Raw genomic sequence first — 22,567 nt, 5'->3', positions numbered from 1 at the left:
TTTTAAACCCTATTCAAAATATCCAAGCAAAGACCCTGCCTTAATCTCATCGCCCAGGCCAACATACAAACGCGTATTTAATGGTAAAAACAAGCTCACATTAGCATTTAATAAAAAAGAAAGTCTTTGTCCACTAAGTAAGGTATCACTTATATTATCAAGTTTTAATCTTCTATCAAGTGCATTTGCCCTTATCAAAAAGCCTATTTTATAATCATTTGACTTAGCTAAGATATGAATTCTTTCGTTTAATTTATCTGCTAGTTTAAAATTAGAGCATAAATTTAAGCCATGTTTTATGCTTATATTTTTAATGTACATATTGCAAGGTGAGTAAAGAGAACCCCTATCATACAAGGCATTTTTAATGCTAAGTTCTATGCATTCTCCTAAGTCATCGCAAAAACTTGTATTAAGGGTAACTACTCTGCCATCAATGGGTACTAAAATAGCCTTTTTATCAACACAAGCTAGATTAATGCTTGGTGTTCTAAATAAGATTAAAAACACTATAAACAAAAAGGCAAGCAAAAAAGAAAAGCTATAAAATATCCAGCATAAAAGTAGTAAGATTAAAACTACTGCTAAACTTATATAGCCTTCTTTTGCGATAAAAGCTTTCATTAGCTTTCTTGGCCTTCTTGTAAATTTAAATCTTTATTTTCTACTTCTTGCAAGCGAGTAGGCATATTATTTTCTTCTTCATAATCTTTAATAATCTCTCTAACTTTCACGCCTTCAATGGTTTCTTCTTCATAAAGTGTAGCAACCATAGTTTCAATAGCACCCTTATAAGAATTTAAAGTATCTTTAACATCCTTATATCTATCATCCAAAGTTTTTTTAACATAATCATCAAGGCTTTCAGACATTTTTTCAGAATAATCCTTAATGGTTTGTCCACCTGTTAAAAAGGTATTTCTTTGCTTTTCAAGGACCATTAAACCGGCAATCTCACTCATTCCATACATAGAAATCATGGCCTTAATGATATCTGTCGCCCTTTCTAAGTCATTACTAGCCCCTGTTGAAATTTCTCCTATAAAAACTTCTTCTGCAGCCCTGCCCCCTAAAAGTACGTCAACTTCTGCTATTAATTCATGCTTTTGCATTAAAAATTTATTTTCTTCTGGGGTATTTAAGGTATAACCTAAGGCTGCAAGTCCTCTAGGTATAACTGAAACCTTGCTAACTCTTTTTGCTCCCTTTGTAGTTTCGGCAATCAAGGCATGTCCACATTCATGATAGGTAACTATTTTTTTCTCCTTATCATTTATGCGACGAGATTTTTTTTCAAGTCCTGCAATCGCCCTTTCTACCGCTTCTACAAGGTCTTTTTGCTCTACATATTTTTTAGAATCTCTACCTGCTAAAAGGGCTGCCTCGTTTATAATATTTGCTAAATCAGCACCTGCTAAACCTGCAGTAAGTCTTGCTACATCTTCAACCTTAACCTTTGATGAAATTTTTACATCTTTCATATGCACCTTTAAAATTTCACACCTACCCTTAAAATCAGGCTTATCAACAAGTACTTGCCTATCAAAACGACCCGGTCTAAGAAGTGCTGCATCAAGTACTTCAGGGCGATTTGTAGCTGCTAGGACAATGACAGGAGAACTTTCAGAACCAAAACCATCCATTTCTGCTAAAAGTTGATTTAAGGTTTGTTCTCTTTCATCGTTTCCTCCCATCATTCCACTTGCTGCACGACTTTTTCCTATAGCATCAATCTCATCTATAAAGACAATGGCCGGGGCTTCTTTTTTAGCATTTTCAAATAAATCTCTAACACGACTAGCCCCAACACCTACAAACATTTCTATAAAAGATGAACCAGAAACGCTAAAAAATGGCACATCAGCCTCTCCTGCAACTGCCTTTGCAAGTAAGGTTTTGCCGGTTCCTGGAGGTCCTACTAATAAAAGCCCCTTTGGAATTTTAGCCCCAAGCTGGATATATCTTTCTGGGTACTTTAAAAAATCAACTATTTCTTTTACCTCTTCTTTAGCCTCTTCAACACCTGCTACATCGCCAAATTTAACCTTTGGTTTTTCAGAATTTACAAGCTTTTTTGAACTGCCTATTCCAAGTATAGAACTACCCATATTTTTTTGCATACGAGAGGCTAAAAACATCCATATAGCAAAAAAGATAAAAATCGGCAAAACCCAAGAAAAAAGCATGTCGGTTAGCCAATTTGACTCAGAAAAAGCCCCATAAGCTATATTTTTTCTTTCAAGTAAAGAGATTAATTCAGGGTCATTGCTAACCCTTTTTACATTATAAATGGTATTTGTAGAACTAGAAACTGCCTTAATCATAGTTTGACCTATGCTAACTTGATTAATCTGACCACTTTCAACAAGCTTTTTAAATTCAGAATAAGGCACAGATTTACTTGATTCATTACCACTTAAACCGCCTATTGGACTACTTCCGTCAAAAAACCCTCTAAAAAGGACTATCATAACAATAGCAAAAATTCCAAATATCAAAAGTGGATTTTTGTTAAAAAAATTATTGTTATTTTGAGGATTGCCCTTTGGGTTATTAGGATTGTTATTATTCATTTTATTCCTTTTTTATCATTTTTATAAACTAAACTAAGCCATTCATTCATTTCAAGGCTTTCTAACAATTTTAAGTCTTTGAAATTTTCTTTAACTAAATCAGCATGTTTTTTTAAAATTCCAGACAAAATAAGTATAGCATTATCTTTTAAATGCTTTTTAATATCCTTATGCAAAATATTAATAATATCAAAAACAAGATTAACTACTATTAAATCATATTTGTGAGTTGCTTTATTAATAGAACCACACCAAGTTTTTTTAAATTTAACCTTATTTAATTTTGCATTTTTTAAACTGCTTTTAATGGCTAGTTCATCGGTATCACAACATTCAACACTGGCTTTTAATTTGCAAAGTGCCATGCCTAAAATTCCACTACCACAGCCAAGGTCTAAGGCTTTCATATCTTTTTTTGCAAATTTTTGCAAAAGTTTTAAACAAGAATAAGTACTTTCATGGTGCCCTGAACCAAAGGCTAAGGCTGGGTCTATTATGATATTTTTCAAATTTTTTTTATCTTTTTGCCAACTTGTATGTATATAAAATTTATCTATTAAAATGGGTTGAATATTTTTTTTATATTCTTCTATGTAGTCTTTATTTTCTTTTTTTGTGATATTTTGTTCTAAAAAAATTTCTTTATTGTATAACTTTGAAAGTTTAGTAGCAAAGTCGCTTAGAGCTGTTGATATATTTGTTAAATCATAAATTGAGCGAAGATAAATACCACTATCTTTTTCTTCTATGGCTTCAATGCCAAGGTCAAAGACCAAGTCTATAAACAAGGCTTTATAATTTTCATCGCTCTTAAAAAATAACTCGTAATAAGATTTTTTCATAGTATCGCTTAAGTTAAGATTACAACTCAACCAGCCACATCACTTCCTGTACCCAACACATCTTCAAGTTTTTCTTTTAAAACTTGTGGAGTAAAAGGTTTTACTATGTAGTTATTAACACCAGCCTTCAAAGCGGTAATAACTTCTGCTTTACCACCTTCTGTGGTAACCATAATAATAGGCATATCTTCGTATTTTTTCTCTGCCCTAACCTTTTGGACTAGTTCCAATCCATTCATTTCAGGCATATTCCAATCTGTTATCAAAACTTTAACATCATCATTTTGCGAAAGCAAATCCCAAGCCTCAACTCCGTGCTCTGCCTCAAGAACATCGTTATGCCCTAGTCTTGTTAAGGTATTTTTAATAATTCTTCTCATAGTAGAACTATCATCAACAACCAGCAATTTCACAATTCATCCTTTTTGAAAAATTTATAAATTCGCATTATAGCATTTTTAGCTATATTTTTTTTTAATTAATAGTAAAAAATTGCAAAATTATAGCAATTTTTATTAAACAATGGTTAGTTTCCGTCTTTTTTATTATGCTTAAATTCAGGTACTATGCTTTGTAAAATATCAATTATATTTTCATTTTTTAATAATTCTTGGATTTTTTCATTTAAAAAATTTAAATCCATGCTTTGACTTTTTGTGACAAAAATACTTTCATACTTTGTTTTTGTATCTTCTTCATCTATCAAAAGTTCTTCAAATAATTTTTCTCCCTTTCTAAGACCTGTTATTTTAATCTCTAAATTCTCTTTATTTGATAATAAAAGCATTTTTTTAGCTAAATCCATAATCTTCACAGGCTCTCCCATATCAAGCACGAAAAGCTCACCACCCCTAGCAATAGCACTAGCTTGTAAAACCAATTGCACGGCCTCATCAACTAACATAAAATAACGAACTATATCAGGGTGAGTTAAGGTTAAGGGCTCATTTGCTGCAATTTGTGCCTTAAATTTAGGTATAACACTACCACTAGAACCTAAAACATTTCCAAAGCGAACACTGGCTACTTCAAAATTTTCACTAGTTGAATTTAAGGTATAAAGTTCACAAACCCTTTTAGAACAACCCATAATACTAGTTGGCCTGACCGCTTTATCTGTGCTAATCATTACAAATTTTTTAACCTGATTTTTTTTAGCTAAATCTATTAAAATTTTTGTACCTAAGATATTATTAAGCACGGCAGAATGTGGATTTTGCTCACAAAGTGGTACATGTTTATAAGCTGCTGCGTGAAGTATTAAATCAGGTCTTTCTTGTTTTAAAAGCTCATCAACTGCCTTTTCATCCAATATAGAAAGCAAAATAGGTACAATTTTATCTTTAAATTTATTTAAATCTTCATTTATCTTATATAAATTATATTCACTATGGTCAAGCATTATAAGCTTTTTAACACCAAATTTAATACATTGCTTACATAACTCACTGCCTATACTACCACCTGCCCCACTTACTAAAACAATCTTATCTTTTAAAAATGCCTTTACAGCACTATCATCTAAGTCCTTTGGTTTTCTAGCTAGTAAGTCTTCTATGCTTATATTTCTTGTCTCATTATTTGTAAAAGAAAAAAGCTTAACATCGCTTATCCCATAAGATATTAACTCATCGAACAAGGCTTTTAAATCATCTTGTTCAAGCTTTAAAGCAATTATAGCTGTTTTAACACCCTGGGCTACATAATTTTTAATCTCGCTTTTTTCTTGTACTATAAATTTATCACAATAAGTACCAATTAATTCTTTTCTAGCATCAACTACGCATATAGGAAAAAGTCCTAGTGAGCCTTCTTTTGCTCCCTTTAACAAATGCAACGCCTTTGAGGTTGCACCTACCACTATACAAGGCTTTTCTTCATCCTTTAAGCGAGATGGTTTAAAATCAATTAGCATTCTTTTTGATATACGCAAGGTGCCTATAAACATATAAGAAAGTACAAAATCAATGCCTATAACACTTCTTGGAAAGGGATTAAAAAAATCACTAAAAAAATAAAAGATGATTAAAAAAGCACATTCTGCTAAGGCTAGTGCAAAGAAAATTTTCCTAGCCTCGCTTAGTGAAAAAAATCTCCACGCAACGCGATAAATTTCAAATAAATACAAAAAATAAAGCTTTAAGATAAGTAAAATAATCCATGCCTTTATTAAGCCAGGGTAAAATTCCTCCCCTATTTCTCCACTAAATCTTAACTCAAAGGCTAAGTATATAGAAAGGCTTAATAAAATAATATCTAAGCTTAAAAAAAAGATTAATCTTTGCGTTTTTCTTAAAGCTAAATTCATAACCTAGCCTTCAATGCTTTTTATAATGATTTCACAAATTTCTTTTATATCATTCTCATTTAAAGCAGTACCACTTGGTAAGCAAATTCCATTTTTAAAGAAAAATTCGCTATTCCCATTAATATAGGCTTTTTCATCCTTAAAAACAGCTTGTGCGTGCATAGGTTTCCAAAGAGGCCTACTTTCAATGCCTTGTTCTTTTAAATCATCTATTAATTTTAAAATTTTAGGATTTATTTTTAAATTTTTATGTTTTGCCTTAATACATTTTTGCTTAGTAAAAAGCTTGTTTTCGTTAAAATTTATCAAAGCGGTACTTAGCCACCTATTACTTCTTGAATTATTAAGTTCTGGTAAAAAAGTAAAATAAGGACTTAACAATTCTTTATACCACTCATAAATTTGCCTTCTTTTAATCACCCTTTCTTCTAAAATTTCCATTTGACCAACGCCAATTGCCCCTAAAACATTACTAAGCCTATAATTGTAGCCATAGTCTTTATGTTCATAATGCAAGAAAGGTTCTCTTGCTTGAGTACTATAAAATCTAGCCTTTTCAAGCTTTTTTGTATTAGGGGAAACTAGCATTCCACCACCAGAAGTAGTTATTATTTTATTGCCATTAAAGCTATAAACTCCAAATTTCCCAAAGGTCCCAAGGGCTTTACCATTATAAAAGCTACCCAAGGCCTCGGCTGCATCTTCTATTAAAACAATCTTTTCATCCTTACAAATTTTAACTATTTCTTTCATTCTAGCTGCATTGCCGTATAAATGCGTTAAAATAAGGGCTTTTGGTTTCTTCTTACTTTCTTTAATAGCCTTTTTTAATAAAGCAATATCTATATTAAAACTCTCATCACAATCAATAAAAACAGGCTTAGCCTTTAAATATAAAATAGGCACAACCGAGGCTATAAAGGTAAAGTTTGATGCTAGGACAATATCACCTTGTTTTACCCCACTTACCCTTAAGGCTAAATGAAGTGCGACCGTGGCTGAATTTAGAGCCAGGGCATTTTGACTTTTAGTATAGTTTTTAATGCTTTCTTCAAAACGATTTACATACTCACCCAAGGGGGCTATATAATTACTTTTAAAAACTTCTTTTATATAAGTAAGTTCTTTGCCACTCATATGAGGAGGCGATAAAAAAAATCTCATAACTAAGCCTTTATAAAATTTAGATATTTTAGCATAAATTAATTAAATATTATTCTTTGATTCTAGCTGGAACGCCTATATAAATGCCTGTTATAGCACTTTTACAAAGCAAGGCACCTCCACCTAAGATACTATCTTTTTCTAAGCTTAAATTTGGCAAGATAGCCGAATTTATACCCAAAAAACAACGTTTTTTTATATTAACATTACCTGCTAATTTTGCCCCTACGCTAATATGTGAAAATTCTGCTACCTTGCATTCATGTTCTATTACACAACTTGAATTTAAGATAACTCCTTTTTGAATGTTAGCCCTTGCATTTACTATGACTTGTGGCATAATCAAAACACCTTTTTTTGAAATCTTAGCACTTTTAGAAATTATCGCACTTGGATGAATTAAACTTACTATGTTAAAGCCACATTTATTAACTCTTTTAAAAATTTTCTCCCTAGTCTTATTATCACCTATTGCTATGAAAATATCATATTTTGGTAAAGATATATCAAATTTAAGCCCCTTATTATCATCTAAAAAAATACATTTTTTATAACCCATAGCCCTAGCCACATCAGCACTTACAAGGCCATGGCCTCCACTTCCATAAATATAAATTTTTTTAGTTTTTTCCATTGAATTTTTCCGTTGTAACATGACCTTCTTTATTTACCCCACTTCTTTTTAAGACCTTTAAAATGGTTAAAAAAAATATCTTTATATCAAAGATAAAAGAACAATTTTGCACATAATACACATCAAGTTCAAATTTTTTCTCCCAAGAAATAGCATTTCTTCCATTTACCTGTGCCCAGCCTGTAATGCCCGGTCTTACATTATGCCTTAATCTTTGCATATCACTATAAAGTGCTAAATACTCCATTAAAAGAGGTCTTGGACCTATAAAACTCATATCGCCCTTTAAGACATTAAAAAGCTGGGGTAGCTCGTCTAAACTTAGACTCCTTACTAACTTACCAAAGGGCTTTAAGCGAAGTTCATCGGGTAATAAAGCACCAAATTCATCCCTTTCATCGCTCATTGTTTTAAACTTATAAATAATAAAACTTTTTTCATGAAGTCCTGGTCTTTCTTGCGTAAAAATAGCACTTCCTTGCAAAATTTTAAGCACTATAAAAATTATAATTATAAGGGGTGAAAAACAAATAAGCAATAACAAAGCCCCTAAAAAATCTAGTATCCTTTTAAAAAAATTCTTATACATTAACAACCTTATTATACAAGCTTAAATATCTTTTTGCAATCTCATTTTCATCAAATTTAATGGCCTCTTTAAAGGCATTTGAACCCAAATTTAAACGAAGTTTTTCATCAACTAATAAAAGATTGATTTTGTTTATTAAATCCTTGCTATCTTTAACCCTTGATAAAAGCCCATCATAACCATTACTAATGGCTTCAACGCAACCTTGTGCATCACTTACCACACAAGTCTTAGCACAGGCCTTAGCCTCTAAAACACTGATAGGAAAACCCTCTTTATAAGAAGGTAGCACAAAAATATCGCTTAAATTTAAAAAATATTCTATATTTTCTTTTTGTCCTAGATAATAAACTGCTCCATTTTGCAAGAATTCTAAGGGTGCACAAGAACTATTATCATCCCTACCCCCGATTAAAATAAAATTTGCCTTATCCTTTAAAGCAAAGGCTGCCTCGTAAAATTCCTTAATACCCTTATGCCATAACACCCTTGCAACCATTAAAACTATAGGCTTTTTAGGCATATTATGCTCTTTTAAAAATTCATCCTTATCAACTTTATAAGGAAAAAACCTTTTTAAATTTATTCCAACAGATTTTATAATGCAAATTTTTTCTTGTTTAAGTCCTAAATCTTGCATAAATTGTGCGTCACTTGAATTTACAAAGATAAATTTATTTGCGATTTTAAAGGCTATTTTATACAATAAATTTATGTTTAAACGAACTAATTTAGTTTTAAAATTATTATCTACATAAAAAGAACCAAGCCCTTCTACAAGGGCGATTTTATAAGGAATTTTTGCTAAAAAACTAGCTATTATGCCAAAAGTATTGCTTTTATGGGCACTTGTTTGAATGAGAGTTAAATTTAAGGACTTTAAAACCTTTTTTAAAGAAAAGAAATTTTTTAATACTATAAAAGGATTAAGTGAGTTTCTTTGTAGGTCGTAAAATACCACTTTAAAGCCTAAATTTAGCAATTTATCAGCATAATCATCTTTTGGAACTATCACAAAAACCTCGTCCTTTCTTTCTTGCAAGGCTAAGATTAAGGCCTTTCTAAAATGATAAACACTCATACCACTATGGCTTAAAATTCCAACTCTCATTTTAATCCTTAAGCTTAAAGACCTTAGCATCTTTTGTATTCATAACTAACTCATACAAGTCATTATCATAATTTGAAAAGAAAAACATTTGCACAAAAGCACTTTTATACATATTTTTATCCATTATTATAAATCTAGCTTGTAAGCTTGTATCTTTGATTAAAAACAAATAAAAATTGGCATTTTTATCAATAGAAACTATGTTATTTTCATTTTGGCGAATAGAATTAATCTCTACAAAGCTATTAATGGTATAAATATCATCATCTAGGATAAAATATCTAAAATCATCGCTTAAAATTATGCCATTATTTAAATAAATTTGACCCTTGTTAGAACCTTGCACATAAGATGGGGCAAAAAATGAGCCCATGGATTTTCCACTTTCTAAATCAATATTAGAAAAACTAGCTATAGTAGGGAAGATTAACGCCATTTTTGTAGGCATATAAATATAAATATCCCTTGTTTTTTCACCCTTAAATTTAAATTTTTTATCGCTTAAAGAGTCTAAAAATAAATCAACATTGCTTTGATTATAATCTCTCATCATAGCTTGTAAAATATCCGTGTAGTGTTCTTTAAAATCCTTTTCTACATATTCTACGCTAAGTCTTGCCATATTTGCTGCTGAAATTTGGTCCTTACTTAAAACAAAGGATGGGAAAAAATTATCCTTACCCAAATGCTTGCCCCCGTCAACTAAGGTCTTAACATCACTATAATAGCGAATTCCATAGCCATAATCCCACCAAGCTATAACATAATCATCCCTTTTTGCCACAGCCCATAAATCATCCAAAAGCAGGGCCTCACTTTGAGTAAATACGCTTGATGCCTTGTACTCATAAATATGCTTAAAGGCGTAAGTTAAAGATAAAACAAGCATTAAAACAATAAAGCAAGTTTGAAATAATTCTTTTTTCTTTCTATAAATAAATTCTAGGATAAAAAACATAAAAAAGCTAAGTACTATAATGCTAAAAACGAGTTCATGTTCAAAAATAAAGCTTAAAAAAGTATAATCTAGCTTATTATTAATGCCAAGTTCATTTTGTAAAAACTCATATTCTAATAATTCCTTATAAAATATAACTACGCTTATTAATAAAACTACTAAACAAAAGGCAAAAATACTGAGTTGATAAAGCCTTTTTTGAATGAGTGTTTTAAAGTTAAAACTTTTTAAAAAATTTAATAATTTTAAGCTTAAAAAGCCAAAGCCAAGGGCCATGATAGGTACTGAATAAATAGTAAATCTAAGTCCACCCTTTAAGGCTAAAAAGCCAAGTACTAACATAGGCAAGGATAAAATCATGCTTTTGTGTTCTTTTACAAGCCATAAAAATCCTAAAAATGATGCTAAAAATATCAAAGCATTATTGCTAATTCTTTGCATAAAGGTATCAAGGTCTATGCTTTCTACTTCTTGTATGGTTAAATTTACATTAAAATACACAAAACCTTGAGTTAAAGAGGTGCTTGCATCATCTCTAAAAATATAGAATTTTAGCTGATAAAGTATGGGGTCAATACCACCACTAAAAATTAAAAATACTAAAGTTAAAAGTCCTAAAATTCCTAAAAATAAAAAATTGCAATATTTTTCTTTTAAGATAAAGAAAGTAAATAATAAAACTATGATAGCACTTTGATAAAACCAAGCTATATTTGAAAGACAAATCGCACTTAAAATAACAGCCATATAAAAAAGCTTTTCTTTTCTGTGAAAAATAAAATTATAAATTAAAAAAAGCCCTATTAATGAAACATTTAAAGTATAGCTTGATGGATACCACCAAAGATAAATTCCTATACAAAGTGGTAGGGCTAAAAGCATTAAATCATCTTTTCTTAGAATAAGTCTTATCATAAAATATAAAATAAACATAGGCAAAACTATAACTAGCATATCAGTATCATAGTATCCACTCATGGTCCTATTATAATAACTCTTAGCTATACAAGCTATAATGGCAGCCATAAAGCCCATAAATAAGACTTTATATTCTTTTGCGATTAATATTATAGGTATTACTATAAGGGATGAAAAAAAGGTACTCATATATAAAAGTATGCTTTCAAATTGAAAGGGGCTAAATTTATAAAGTAAATAAGTAAGAGTTGAAAGCGAACTTCCATAATAGCTTAAATCATTTTCCTGGTGAAATCCTGCTATCATATCCCTTGCACCCTCAGCAAAGGCATAACCATCATTTGAAATAATCATTAATTGGTTGTTAAAATAAAATTGTTCAAAGCCCCCAGCCCATAAAACCCAATAAAATCTAGCTAAAACGCTAAAAGCATAAGCAAAGATTATAAGCAATAAGGCTTGTAAATTCTCATTTTTTAATATCAATCTTATAATATTCATTTTTTACCCTAATAAATATTTTAAAGCAATCCTAGCTATTTTATCCTTATCAAAGTCCATAGCCCTTATTTTTGCCTTTACTTTATAAGCATTTCTTAACTCATCATCATTTAACATTCTTTGCAAACCCTTAAACATGGAATTTTCATTATCTACCTCAACTAAAAGCCCAAATTTATTATCCTCAAAAAGTTCTTTTGCCCCACTTTTATGCTCACTACAAACAACAGCACAACCACAAGCAAGGCTTTCAATTAAAACATTTGAAAAGCCCTCAAAGCTTGAGGCAAAGGCAAAAAATTCACACTTACTCATATATTTATAAGGATTTTTATCAAAGCCTAGTAAAAATACTTTTTGCTCTAAATTTAAATTCTTAATTAAAGCATTTAATTCATTTTCTAACTCGCCCTCGCCTAAAATAACAAGCTTTAAATTCGTATTTAACCTTGCATAAGCTTTGATTAATAAGGCGTGATTTTTACTTTTATGAAGTCTTCCAACACTTAGTATAAATTTATCCTCAAAAGGCAATTCTTCTTTGGCTTGTTGATTTATTTTTTCTAAGTCAATGGCATTATAAAGAATTTTGCATTTATTAGGGTTTATATTAAAATTTTGTACTAAATCATATTCATTACCCTTTGAATTTGGCAAGATTAAATCAGCCCTTTTATAAAGGCTTTTAATCAAAAATTTATTTATTAGCGAATTTAAAGAAAAGCCCTTATACATAAGACTTGGTGTGGTGCATTCATTTATAATTAATCTTACATTTAAACCAAAGATTCTAGCAAGTAAGGCTATATAATTTGGGCGATTTAAAAAGACAAACTGGGTATTTATGTCTAAATTTAAGCAAAGTTTTTTATATTTTAAGGCTAAAAAGGGCAGTTTTAAGAATTTTAAAATATTGTTTTCACTGGGGCTTGAGTGTTCTAAATAATGAATTTTAACCCCACTTATATCATAAGAAATTTTATCATTCATTAAAATAATATGCACTTCAAAATGCAAATTTAAATAATCAAGCAAGGTAGCTACTACCCTTTCAGCCCCACCACTACCAAGAGAATAAATAAAAATTCCTAATTTTTTCAAAGCTTTGCCCTAATCCTTGATAAAAATTTTATTAATGAATTTGGCATTATACTTAAACTTAGTAATATAAAAGTTTTAATATCCATTTTCAAGCTTAAAGATTTAAACAAATACTTATACATAAGCTTATATTCCTTTGCAAATTTTGCATAATAAGCAGCCATTTGATAATTTTTAGCACATGCTTTTTTATAATCCTTATCACCTGTTTTAATCAATTCTTCTTCTATAATCCTAGCCATCTCTAAATAGCCCTTAAACACCCTTAAAGCATGTTTATAAGAATGAGTTGTAACGCTAGTATTTTGATTTATAGTATAAATTCTTAAGGCCTTGTGTATATAAAAACTTTTTTCCTTATATAAATTCACCCACAAAATGGCCTCATTTCCATAAAACTCATCGTTAAAGCGATTGTTATCAAGCAAGGATTTTTTAAAGATAGAAAAAAACTCCCCTATAAATTTTTGAGTTAAAAAGTCCTTTTTACTTACCTCACAATCTCTATCAAAGCCATAGCCACTAAATTCATTACTTAAAATCTCACCCCTTTTAAAAAAACAATTACCAAAGACATGAGAATAGCCCTGATTAATTTTTTCAAATAAAATATCAAAAGCATTTTCTAAAAGCATGTCATCATCATCTAAAAAGCATACAAACTCGCCCCTTACGTAATCAAACCCGTTATTTTTGTTACCATTTGGTCCTGATTTATATTTTTTATTTAATACATATTCTATACGACTATCTTCTTTTTGCAATGCCTTTACAATATCGCTTGTTTCATCGTTTGAATTATCATCGCTTATTATTATTTGTATATCTTTTATATTTTGATTTTGCACACTTTTAACTGCATTACTTAAAAGCTTAGGTCTTTTATAGGTTGGGATTATAACTGAAAGCTTAGGCATTATTAATTACTCCTTGTATTAATTTTAGCCATTTATTTTTTATATTTGAAAGTTCAAAATCAACGCATCTTTTTTTTGCATTTGTTATTATTTGCTTTCTTAAATTTTCATCCTTTAAAATAACACTTAGTGCGTCTGCCATAGCCTTTTCATTATCTACTAAAAAGCCATCCACCTTATCATTTATTAAATCCTCACAGCCTCCTTCATATCTATTTGAAATTCTACACACCTCAAAATATAAACTTTCAATTAACACAGTTGGAAGCCCCTCTATAAAAGAACAAAGACACAAAACCTTAGCCCTTTCATAATAATGCTTAACATTAGAAATTTGACCTAAAAACTCAACCCTTACATTTAAAAAAGTGGCTAAATTTTGCAAATTCTTTCTTTCATCCCCATCGCCTATAATTATAAATTTTGTATTTTTTTGTAAATTTTCATCAAGTTCTTTTATCATTTTTATAAACATAGCTGCATTTTTATTTATATCAAGTCTTCCTATAAAAAGTACTAAGTCTTCTTTGTTTAGATTATTTGTAATCTCAAAATGACAAGGATTTAACATAACATGCACATTTTTTACAAATTTTTCATAATATTTTTTATCGCCCGTACTTAACACGGTTAGGGCATTTGCATAGGGATAAAATATATATCTTGCACAACGCCAAAATTTAGACTTTAAATAACCCTTTGAGCTGTGTTCGCAAATTATCAAAGGGGTTTTAAGATTAAATTTAGCAATTATACAAGGTATATTTGTAGTATCTAAAAAAGATATAAAAATATCAGCCTTGCTTTCTTTTAAAGCCTTTCTTATAGCAAACATTTTTTTAAAGCGACTTGCTATTTTATTATAAATATTATTAAATTTGAAATTTTTTAAGGTTGTGATTTTGATATTTTCATTTAATGCATAAAATGAATCTTGTGGATAAAATTTAATAATTTCTACTTCATATTCGCTACTAAAAGCATTAGCCAAGGTTACCAAGACCCTTTCAGCCCCACCTGCATTTAAGGTAGCTATAATAAAACAAATTTTCATTGCTTATCACTTTTAATTAAGCCATTTTCAATGCGATAAATTTTATCACATTGGGTAATGGTACTAAGTCTGTGTGCGATTATTATCATAGTTTTATTAGTTGAAATTTTATAAAGTTCTTGCATTATTTTTTCCTCGCTTTTGCTATCAAGTGCAGAAGTGGCCTCGTCTAAAACTAAAATTTCAGGTTCTAAATACAAAGCCCTTGCAATGGCTATTCTTTGTCTTTGTCCTCCGCTTAGATTATTGCCACTATCTCCTACCATGGTATCAAGCCCGTTAGGTAAAGAATCAATAAATTCCTTTAAATTTGTCTGTCTTATAACCTCGCTTAACCTTTCATTATCAGGACTATCTCCAAAGCAAATATTATTTTTAATGCTATCATTAAAAAGATAAATTTGTTGAGGGATATAACCTATTTTTGTGCGATAATTTTTTAAGTTAAGCTTATTTAAAGTCTTATTATCTACTAAAATTTCCCCAGCCTTTGGTCTTAAAAGCCCTATTAATAAATCCACAAAGGTGCTTTTCCCACATCCACTTTCACCTATAAAGGCGATTTTTTCACCATTTTTAAGAGTAAAATTTACATTTTTAAATAAAAAATCCTTATTTTCATAAGCAAAACTAAGATTTTTAACCCTTATTTCATTATTAAATTCTATCTTTTCTTCGCCTAAATTCTCTTCTTTTAATAATAAATTTTCATAAATAATATCAAGGGAATTTTTATAATAAAGCAGATCATGATAACTTGTAATAAGGCGATTTGCACTTGGCATAAGTCTATAAAGGGCTAGTACAAAAACAGATATTGTAGCCATAAAATTTGATATATCGCCCTTGTTTTGAATAAGTAAAAACAAAACAAGCAAGACCAAAACGCAAAAACCAACGCCTTCAAGATAAATTCTAGGTATAGCGTTAATGCTTTCACTTGTGATATTTGCCCTTGAAAAAACAAAGGCTTGGTCCTTAAAAAGCTTTATAACCCCACTTTCTTTAGTTTTTAACTTGATAAATTTAAAATTGTTTAAATTCGTGTTTAAAATTTCAAAAAAAGATTTCATAGCACTTTCTCTTCTTACACTTGCCTTTTTTATAATTGGTGAAAGAATTTTTATTAAAATAAAGGCATTTACAAGCATAAATAAGCTTAATAAAAGCGTGATTTTTATATCTATAAAAAGCATTAAAATATAAAGTAAGCATACTACAAAAACTTCGCTCATCATTAATAAAAACGATGATAACATAGTGCTTAGATTATAAACTTCGCCTGTTATTGTCTTTAAAATTTCAGATTGATTTCTTTGAGTAAATTCTTCATAATTTATATTTAAAAACTTAGCAAATAACCTATAAGAAAGATTGCAATACCTACCCTTTGAAAAACAGGCTAAAAGATGAAAATAAAAGGCATTTAAAAGGGCTCTAAAAAGATAAAATATAACTAAAAATACGCCAAAATAAAGTACCATTTCATAAGGACTAAAGTCAAAAAAGGATTGAATTTGAGATAAAAATTTATTTGTTTGAAAATATGAAAAATCACTTGCTAAAGCTACAAAGGGCATTATTAAGGATATTGCAAAGCTTTCAATAAAAGAAATAAAGATTGAAAAGATTAACAATAAAAATAAAAAGTGCTTATCTTCCTTGCTTAGTATAAAAAAAAGCTTTTTTAACAACCTTATCCCCTTTTTAAAAACTTAAATTTTAACCTTTTTTCCTTAACAATTAATTTTTAAACCAGGCTGCAATTTTTTCAAAAAAGCCTTGTTGTTCTTGGTGCATTCCATCCTTTATCCCAAAACTTTCGCTTAATTTTTCTAGTAATTCTTTTTGTTCATCATTGATTGAATTAGGAAATTTAATGGCAATTTGTACTATTTGTCTGCCTAGTTTATCAGCATGTAAATTCTTTACTCCCTCATTTGCTAAAACAAATCTTTGACCATCTTTTGCACCCTTTGGCAAATTTAAAACAGCTTCTCCTCTAATGGTAGGTACCTTTATGCTTTGCCCTAGTATTGCTTGGGTAAAAAACACAGGAAATTCTATATAAATATCATCGCCATCTCTGTAAAAAGTATCATCTTGTGCAACTTGAATTTTTACATAAACATTACCACGATTGCCATTTTTTGATATGTTTCCTCTTTCTTGTATCCTTAAATTCATACCCGTATCAATGCCTGCTGGTACTTTTAACTCTGCACTATCCTTTAACTCGCTATAACCCTTACCACTACAATCATGACAACTTTGAGCCACCTCAACGCCCTTGCCCCTACAAGCTGGGCAAGTTTGGGCAAAGGTTATAAAGCCTTGTCTCATGCCAACTTGACCCCTGCCATCACACTTAGTACAAGTCTTCATTTTGCCATCCTTTGCCCCTGTACCATTGCAAGATTGACAAAATTTCTTATAAGTAAAATCTACCTTTTTTGAACAACCAAAAACAGCTTCTTTAAAACTAAGTTGTACTAAAATAGCAAAATCTAATTCAAAATTTGTCTCATTTGCACGCTTTCTTCTTGAAAAACCCCCACCTCCAAAAAAGCTTGAAAAAATATCATTTATATCATCAAAATCAGTAAAACCTCCACCAAAGCCACCTGCTGATTTAAGCCCTTCTTTGCCATATTGGTCATAAATTGCCCTTTTCTCATCATTGCTTAAAATTTCATAGGCCTCGTTTATTAATTTAAATTTATCTTCTGCTTCTTTATTGCCTTGATTTCTGTCAGGGTGATATTCTAAGGCTAATTTTCTATAAGCCTTTTTTATGGTTTCTTTATCCGCACTTTGAGAAATTTGCAAAATTTCATAATAACTTAATTCCACTTTTTTACCCTTTTAAAAAAATAAAAAATGTAATTTAGCAAATTTACAATATAATTTAGATAAAATCGCAAAAGAAATTTGATTTTTTTAAATTTCTGTAGTAATTCTAAGGAGAGAAAATGATTAATGTGCTAATGATAGAAGATGACCCCGATTTTGCTCAATTACTTTCTGAATATTTGGAACAATTTAATATAAAAATTACAAATTACGAAGACCCAAAGATAGCCTTGCAAAATAATATCTCAAATTATGATTGTTTGATACTTGATTTAACCTTGCCAGGAATTGACGGGCTTGAAATTTGTAAAGAACTTCGCCAAAGAAGTAATATTCCTATAATCATTTCATCAGCTAGAGGTGATTTAAGCGATAAGGTTGTGGGTCTACAAATTGGGGCTGATGATTATCTACCAAAGCCATACGACCCAAAAGAAATGTACGCAAGGATTATTAGCCTAATAAGAAGGGCAAAAAGGGTAGAAAGCACCTCTTATAAAGCTATAAATTCAGCCTTTAGCATAGATGATAAAAAACATGAGATTTCATATAAGGGCAAGATCTTAACCCTAACTCCAGCAGAATATGAAATTTTAGAATACCTAATCTCTCAGCACGGATATTCAATCTCTCGCAGACAACTAGTTAGCAGGTGTAAGAATTTAAAAGATAAGGATTCAAAAAGCCTAGATGTTATCATAGGAAGACTTAGGACAAAGATAGGTGATAGTTCTAAAAATCCTACTCATATTTTTTCAGTAAGGGGCATAGGGTATAAGCTTATAGGATGAAAAATTATTCTATACATTCAAAATTAAATATTTTGTTTGTTAGTATTTTTGTTTTAATGTGTGCTTTCTTTGTACTTTTACTATACATTGAAATAAATACTAAAGATAGCGAAGAAAGATTTAGGCAAGAAAATTTAATTAAAAATTTGCTAAATAATTACACAAGTGAGCTTGAAAACAATATCAAAACGCAGTTAAATACTAGTGGCTTTATAACTATAAATAATGCTAGACTTATACAAGATATTAGAAGTAAGGGTCAGGTTATATTTATGGCTAACAATGCAAATTGTATACTCTCATCTGTAAGCTTTCAAAAAAATCTATATTTTGACGTAAGTTGCGAAGACCTTAATGGAACTTTCAAACACGATTTAGATTATGGTTTTAACAAGCTTTTGTTAACTAGCTTTATTGTTTTTAGCTCTTTTCTTGTGTTTATGTATTTTTCTATATTAAAATCCTTAAAGCCACTAAATACTTTAAAATTTCAAATTAGTGCAACCTATAATGGAAAAAGCGTTGATTTTAGCCATTATAAAAATGATGAGATAGGAAAAATAGCAAATGAATTTAAAAAAAGTTTTAATAAAAATCAAGAATTAATACATTCTCGTCAACTTTTTTTAAGAATGATAATGCATGAACTTAAAACGCCCATTGGAAAAGGTAGAATAGTAACTGAGTTAATAACTGAAAACAGGCAAAAAAACAGACTCGTTAAAATTTTTAAAAGGCTTGATTCTTTGATAAATGAATTTGCTAAGATTGAGTATTTATTCTCTAAAAATTATAATTTAGATTTTAAAAAACATAGCTTTACTTCTATATTAAAAGAAGCCAAAACCTTTTTAATGCAAGATAATTTTGAAAAGATAGTAAGCGTTAAGATAATGAAAGATGCTTTATTAAATGTAGATATGGAAATGTTTTCTTTGTGTTTAAAAAATTTAATTGATAATGCCTTAAAATATGCAAGCGATAATAGTTGCGAACTTGAGTGCTATGGAAAGTATTTTTTGATTAAAAATAAGGGTGAGCCCTTAAAAGAAGATTTTTCTTATTATTTAGGGGCATTTGCAAGAGATAAAAATTCAAAGGTAAAGGGGACCGGCCTTGGACTTTATATAATAAATGAAATTTGTAAAATGCATAATTTTGATTTATTATATGCCTATGAAAACAAAAAACACTGCTTTAAGGTGATATTTGATAAAATTTAATAATGAAAAATGGTTTAGAAAAATTTAACGAAGTAATTAAAAGCTTTGAGGGCTTACCTAGCATTGGTAAAAAAACAGCAGTAAAACTTGCTTATTTTGTATGTATTGAAAACAAATTTCAAGGCTTAAAACTAGCAAATAATATAGAAAATGGCTTGCAATTTATAAGATTTTGCGAACAATGCGGAGGTCTTAGTGAAAACGAACTTTGCGAGTTTTGTAGCGATGAAAACAGAGATAACAATATCATTTGCATAGTACAAAACCCAAAGGATATCTTAATACTTGAAGAAAGCAAAAGTTATAACGGGCTTTATTTTGTGCTAAATGATTTAGGCAATGAAAACATTGAAAAATTAATCTCAATGATACAAAATACAAAGGCAAATGAGTTATTTTTTGCTATAACTGCAAGTATTAACAGCGATGCGATTATTTTTTATGTAGAAGATAAATTAAAATTTTTAAATTTAAAATTTAGTCAAATAGCACAAGGAATTCAAAGTGGGGTTAGCCTTGAAAATGTAGATTTTATCTCACTTAGCAAGGCTATAACTAATCGCGTTAAGATTGAAGATTAAAAATCAGCCCTAACATTTAACCAGAAATTTCTACCCGGTATCATTCTTTGATAGTTATTTGAGTAACTTGTACCACGAGTACCTTGATAGGTAAAATAATCCACAAAGTCTTTATCAAACAAGTTATTTATAACCCCACTTATAGTAATACCATTTTTAAAGCGATAATCAGCTCCCAAATCCACAACATGCATATTTTTAAAATAAGCACCAGGTCCCACATTTGCAGTATGAGAATTATCAGTAGGAGTTTTTAATTTACCTGAATATCTTGCAAAAAGATCCCAATTAGTGCCTTTATAGGTTAGCTTTGAAAAAAGACTATATTTTGGGATATCATTTAAGGCTAAGCCCTTATTATCCCCTGTTCTTTGTTCTGTTTCAGTATAAGCGTAGCTAAAATCAAGCCAAATTCCCCTTGGGATTATATTTGAAAAAAGTGCCTTAGAATTCATAGCTATTTCTATACCTCTTGACACTGCCTCGTCCACATTTTCATACAAAGAACAACCTGTACCTACACTACTATTACAAGTTCCATATCCAAAAGGTAATTCTTCTCCATTTTGATAAATTTTACTATTTATAGCATCCTTAAAGGTAGTATAAAAGCCTGTTATAGTGAAATTTGCAAAGGAACTTTCTATAATAGAGCTTAACTCATAGCTTAAAGTTTGTTCAGGGTCAAGTTCTGTATTACCATAATAATCATAGCCTGTACTACTAGTAGCAGTATCATATATCCCATCATATCTAGTTTCAAGGGCAGGAGATTTTAAGCCACTAGCAATTCCTGCCTTAAAGGTAAGCCAAGAACTTGGATAAAAATTTACATAAAATCTAGGATTTACATGAGTACCATAGGTTTGCAACTCATTTACTCTAATTCCAGCCGTAGTTGAGACATAATCATTAATCAAATACTCACCCTCACCAAAAATAGCCCCTTGCCAAGCATCCTTTCTAAAACTATTTGACCTAGTTACAAGCTTTTCATAGAAAAAATAAGGACCCATATTTAAGATTAAAGCCCCATAATTTTCAAAATCCAAATCCGTAGTAAAGGTAGTACCATAAGCTATTGCTTGATTATAAACTAAAGATGCGTGATTTGCTGGACCTGAATCATCGCCTATTCCAACTATTTCTGGCATTTTAATGGTATCTGAGAACTGAATATAATTGTTAAATTTACCAAAATCATACTCACCATCGTGATTTAAAACAAGATTATACTTATGATATTCTCTTACTGCTGTAACTTGAGAAGAAGAAGTATTAAGTGAACCCAATCTTTGAAAGCCATAATCAAAGTCTATATAAAAGCTATTATAAGGATCCAAAAAATAAGAAAGCCTAGTACCTAATGAATAATTTGTATAACCTGTTGGAGAATGGCTTGTGTAAGGATTTGTACTTGTTGTAGTATAATTTGGAATTTCACTAATATAAAATCTATTTTTTTCTCCTTCAAAGTACTTAGCCCTTAAATTGAGTAAAAAGCTTTCACTAAAGGGTACAAAAATATTTCCATTTAAGCCATAAACATTACCCCAACGCCCGTGGTGTTCTTGAAGTCTTGTTTCAGCACTTATACTAGCACTTACCTTATCTACATTCTTTTTAGTGATAATGTTTATAACCCCACCCATAGCATCACTTCCATAAATGATAGAAGCAGGACCTCTTATAACTTCAACCCTTTCTATCATACTAGCAGGAGGTATAAAACCACTTGTCGCATCAAAGCCATTACCATCAAAGCCAGTAGACATATTCATTCTTTTTCCATCTACTAGCACCAAGGTATAATCACTACTCATACCTCGCATTTGTATAGTAGTAGCCCCCGTTTTAGTAACCGTGGTAGCTACGCCTGGCACCTCATTTACTATATCACCTAAGTCCCTAATAGGTCTATTTAAAAAATCTTCCTTAGGTATAATGCTTATACTAGCAGGGGCGTCTTTTATATCTTGTTCATAACCTGTTGCACTAACTACAACTTCTTTAAGTGTAAAATTACCCTCGCTAGATAAATTTTCATTAGCTAATACCTCATTTGCAAAAAATAGAGCACAAATAGCACAAAAACTAAGCTTACGCATACCCCCCCCCCATTTGTGAATTTACTCACTATATTCTCCTTTTTGATAATTAATTTTAAAAAAATCGAGTTTAAAATAATAATGCTTATAAAAAAATAAATTTTTAATAATAATTATTAATAAATTTATTTTGTAACAATAATGACTTTAAAAGCCCTATTTATATAAAAAAATTTAAAATATATTATCATTTATTTTAAAAAATAGCTTTAAAATTTTAATTTATATTATCAAAATTTTTAAAATCATTTTTCTAAAATTTGCACCCCTTTTTCTAATCTATTTTTAAAAATATAAATTTCTTATGCCTATTTTAAGAAAAATTTAAAAAAAACGTGTAA

The 22,567-nt window shown here is 29.9% G+C and carries 19 protein-coding genes; 3 read left to right on the top strand and 16 right to left on the bottom strand.

The annotated features are described in order from the left end of the window. Window positions 1–9: 9 nt before the first annotated feature. From FMM58_RS00295 to dnaJ, 15 genes are all read right to left on the bottom strand, one after another. Complete coding sequence (locus tag FMM58_RS00295) at window positions 10–624, bottom strand: phosphatidylserine decarboxylase (protein WP_150180255.1); 615 nt, start codon at window positions 622–624, stop codon at window positions 10–12. Next, on the bottom strand, window positions 624–2,573 hold the full coding sequence (ftsH, locus tag FMM58_RS00290; RefSeq protein WP_150180254.1) for an ATP-dependent zinc metalloprotease FtsH: 1,950 nt from the start codon (window positions 2,571–2,573) through the stop codon (window positions 624–626). Before ftsH ends, FMM58_RS00295 begins: the two co-directional genes overlap by 1 nt. Next, a complete protein-coding gene (locus FMM58_RS00285) occupies window positions 2,570–3,415 on the bottom strand; it encodes a 50S ribosomal protein L11 methyltransferase (protein ID WP_150180253.1) in 846 nt (281 codons plus the stop codon). Before FMM58_RS00285 ends, ftsH begins: the two co-directional genes overlap by 4 nt. Before the next feature lie 26 nt (window positions 3,416–3,441). Then, on the bottom strand, window positions 3,442–3,828 hold the full coding sequence (locus FMM58_RS00280; protein WP_150180252.1) for a chemotaxis response regulator CheY: 387 nt from the start codon (window positions 3,826–3,828) through the stop codon (window positions 3,442–3,444). Window positions 3,829–3,941: 113 nt separating this feature from the next. Then, window positions 3,942–5,723 carry a UDP-N-acetylglucosamine 4,6-dehydratase (configuration-retaining) gene (gene pglF / locus FMM58_RS00275; protein ID WP_150180251.1) on the bottom strand — a complete coding sequence of 594 codons (1,782 nt, stop codon included), beginning with the start codon at window positions 5,721–5,723 and terminating at the stop codon, window positions 3,942–3,944. Window positions 5,724–5,726: 3 nt separating this feature from the next. Continuing rightward, window positions 5,727–6,887 carry an aminotransferase class V-fold PLP-dependent enzyme gene (locus FMM58_RS00270; protein WP_150180250.1) on the bottom strand — a complete coding sequence of 387 codons (1,161 nt, stop codon included), beginning with the start codon at window positions 6,885–6,887 and terminating at the stop codon, window positions 5,727–5,729. A 49-nt stretch (window positions 6,888–6,936) separates the two neighbouring features. Then, on the bottom strand, window positions 6,937–7,521 hold the full coding sequence (locus FMM58_RS00265) for a NeuD/PglB/VioB family sugar acetyltransferase (protein ID WP_150139300.1): 585 nt from the start codon (window positions 7,519–7,521) through the stop codon (window positions 6,937–6,939). Continuing rightward, on the bottom strand, window positions 7,508–8,110 hold the full coding sequence (gene pglC, locus FMM58_RS00260; protein WP_150139298.1) for an undecaprenyl phosphate N,N'-diacetylbacillosamine 1-phosphate transferase: 603 nt from the start codon (window positions 8,108–8,110) through the stop codon (window positions 7,508–7,510). Before pglC ends, FMM58_RS00265 begins: the two co-directional genes overlap by 14 nt. Beyond that, window positions 8,103–9,221, bottom strand: a complete 1,119-nt coding sequence (locus FMM58_RS00255) for a glycosyltransferase family 4 protein (RefSeq protein WP_150139296.1) — start codon at window positions 9,219–9,221, stop codon at window positions 8,103–8,105. The genes pglC and FMM58_RS00255 overlap by 8 nt, the downstream gene beginning before the upstream one ends. Before the next feature lies 1 nt (window position 9,222). After that, window positions 9,223–11,598 carry an STT3 domain-containing protein gene (locus FMM58_RS00250; protein WP_150151326.1) on the bottom strand — a complete coding sequence of 792 codons (2,376 nt, stop codon included), beginning with the start codon at window positions 11,596–11,598 and terminating at the stop codon, window positions 9,223–9,225. Window positions 11,599–11,601: 3 nt separating this feature from the next. Then, the gene (locus FMM58_RS00245) at window positions 11,602–12,699 is read right to left on the bottom strand and encodes a glycosyltransferase (RefSeq protein ID WP_150139292.1); all 1,098 of its coding nucleotides are present in this window, start codon (window positions 12,697–12,699) and stop codon (window positions 11,602–11,604) included. Then, window positions 12,696–13,616, bottom strand: coding sequence for a glycosyltransferase family 2 protein (locus FMM58_RS00240; RefSeq protein WP_150139290.1), 921 nt, complete (start codon window positions 13,614–13,616; stop codon window positions 12,696–12,698). Before FMM58_RS00240 ends, FMM58_RS00245 begins: the two co-directional genes overlap by 4 nt. After that, on the bottom strand, window positions 13,609–14,670 hold the full coding sequence (locus FMM58_RS00235) for a glycosyltransferase (protein WP_150139288.1): 1,062 nt from the start codon (window positions 14,668–14,670) through the stop codon (window positions 13,609–13,611). The genes FMM58_RS00240 and FMM58_RS00235 overlap by 8 nt, the downstream gene beginning before the upstream one ends. After that, window positions 14,667–16,364, bottom strand: a complete 1,698-nt coding sequence (locus FMM58_RS00230) for an ABC transporter ATP-binding protein (RefSeq protein WP_150180249.1) — start codon at window positions 16,362–16,364, stop codon at window positions 14,667–14,669. The genes FMM58_RS00235 and FMM58_RS00230 overlap by 4 nt, the downstream gene beginning before the upstream one ends. A 49-nt stretch (window positions 16,365–16,413) precedes the next feature. Then, window positions 16,414–17,523: a molecular chaperone DnaJ gene (dnaJ, locus tag FMM58_RS00225; RefSeq protein ID WP_150139284.1), complete on the bottom strand. Its 1,110-nt coding sequence runs from the start codon at window positions 17,521–17,523 to the stop codon at window positions 16,414–16,416. 119 nt (window positions 17,524–17,642) lie between these two features. On the opposite strand from dnaJ, the gene FMM58_RS00220 reads away from it, so the two are divergent. The 3 genes from FMM58_RS00220 to recR are packed head-to-tail and all read left to right on the top strand — an operon-like array spanning window position 17,643 to window position 20,118. Next, window positions 17,643–18,314, top strand: coding sequence for a response regulator transcription factor (locus FMM58_RS00220; protein WP_150139282.1), 672 nt, complete (start codon window positions 17,643–17,645; stop codon window positions 18,312–18,314). Next, window positions 18,311–19,537, top strand: coding sequence for an ArsS family sensor histidine kinase (locus tag FMM58_RS00215; RefSeq protein ID WP_150180248.1), 1,227 nt, complete (start codon window positions 18,311–18,313; stop codon window positions 19,535–19,537). The genes FMM58_RS00220 and FMM58_RS00215 overlap by 4 nt, the downstream gene beginning before the upstream one ends. 2 nt (window positions 19,538–19,539) lie before the next feature. Then, entirely contained in the window at window positions 19,540–20,118 is a 579-nt protein-coding gene (gene recR / locus FMM58_RS00210) for a recombination mediator RecR (protein ID WP_150139278.1), read from the top strand. On the opposite strand, the gene FMM58_RS00205 is transcribed toward recR, so the two are convergent. Further along, on the bottom strand, window positions 20,115–22,226 hold the full coding sequence (locus tag FMM58_RS00205) for a TonB-dependent receptor domain-containing protein (RefSeq protein ID WP_150180247.1): 2,112 nt from the start codon (window positions 22,224–22,226) through the stop codon (window positions 20,115–20,117). The two genes, recR and FMM58_RS00205, sit on opposite strands and share 4 nt — an antisense overlap. Between the last annotated feature and the right edge of the window lie 341 nt (window positions 22,227–22,567).

The organism is Campylobacter sp. LR291e (assembly GCF_008633915.1).
GTDB lineage: Bacteria > Campylobacterota > Campylobacteria > Campylobacterales > Campylobacteraceae > Campylobacter_D.
Note: the sequence above shows the minus strand (reverse complement) of the source record. Positions and strands in the feature narration are given on the sequence as shown.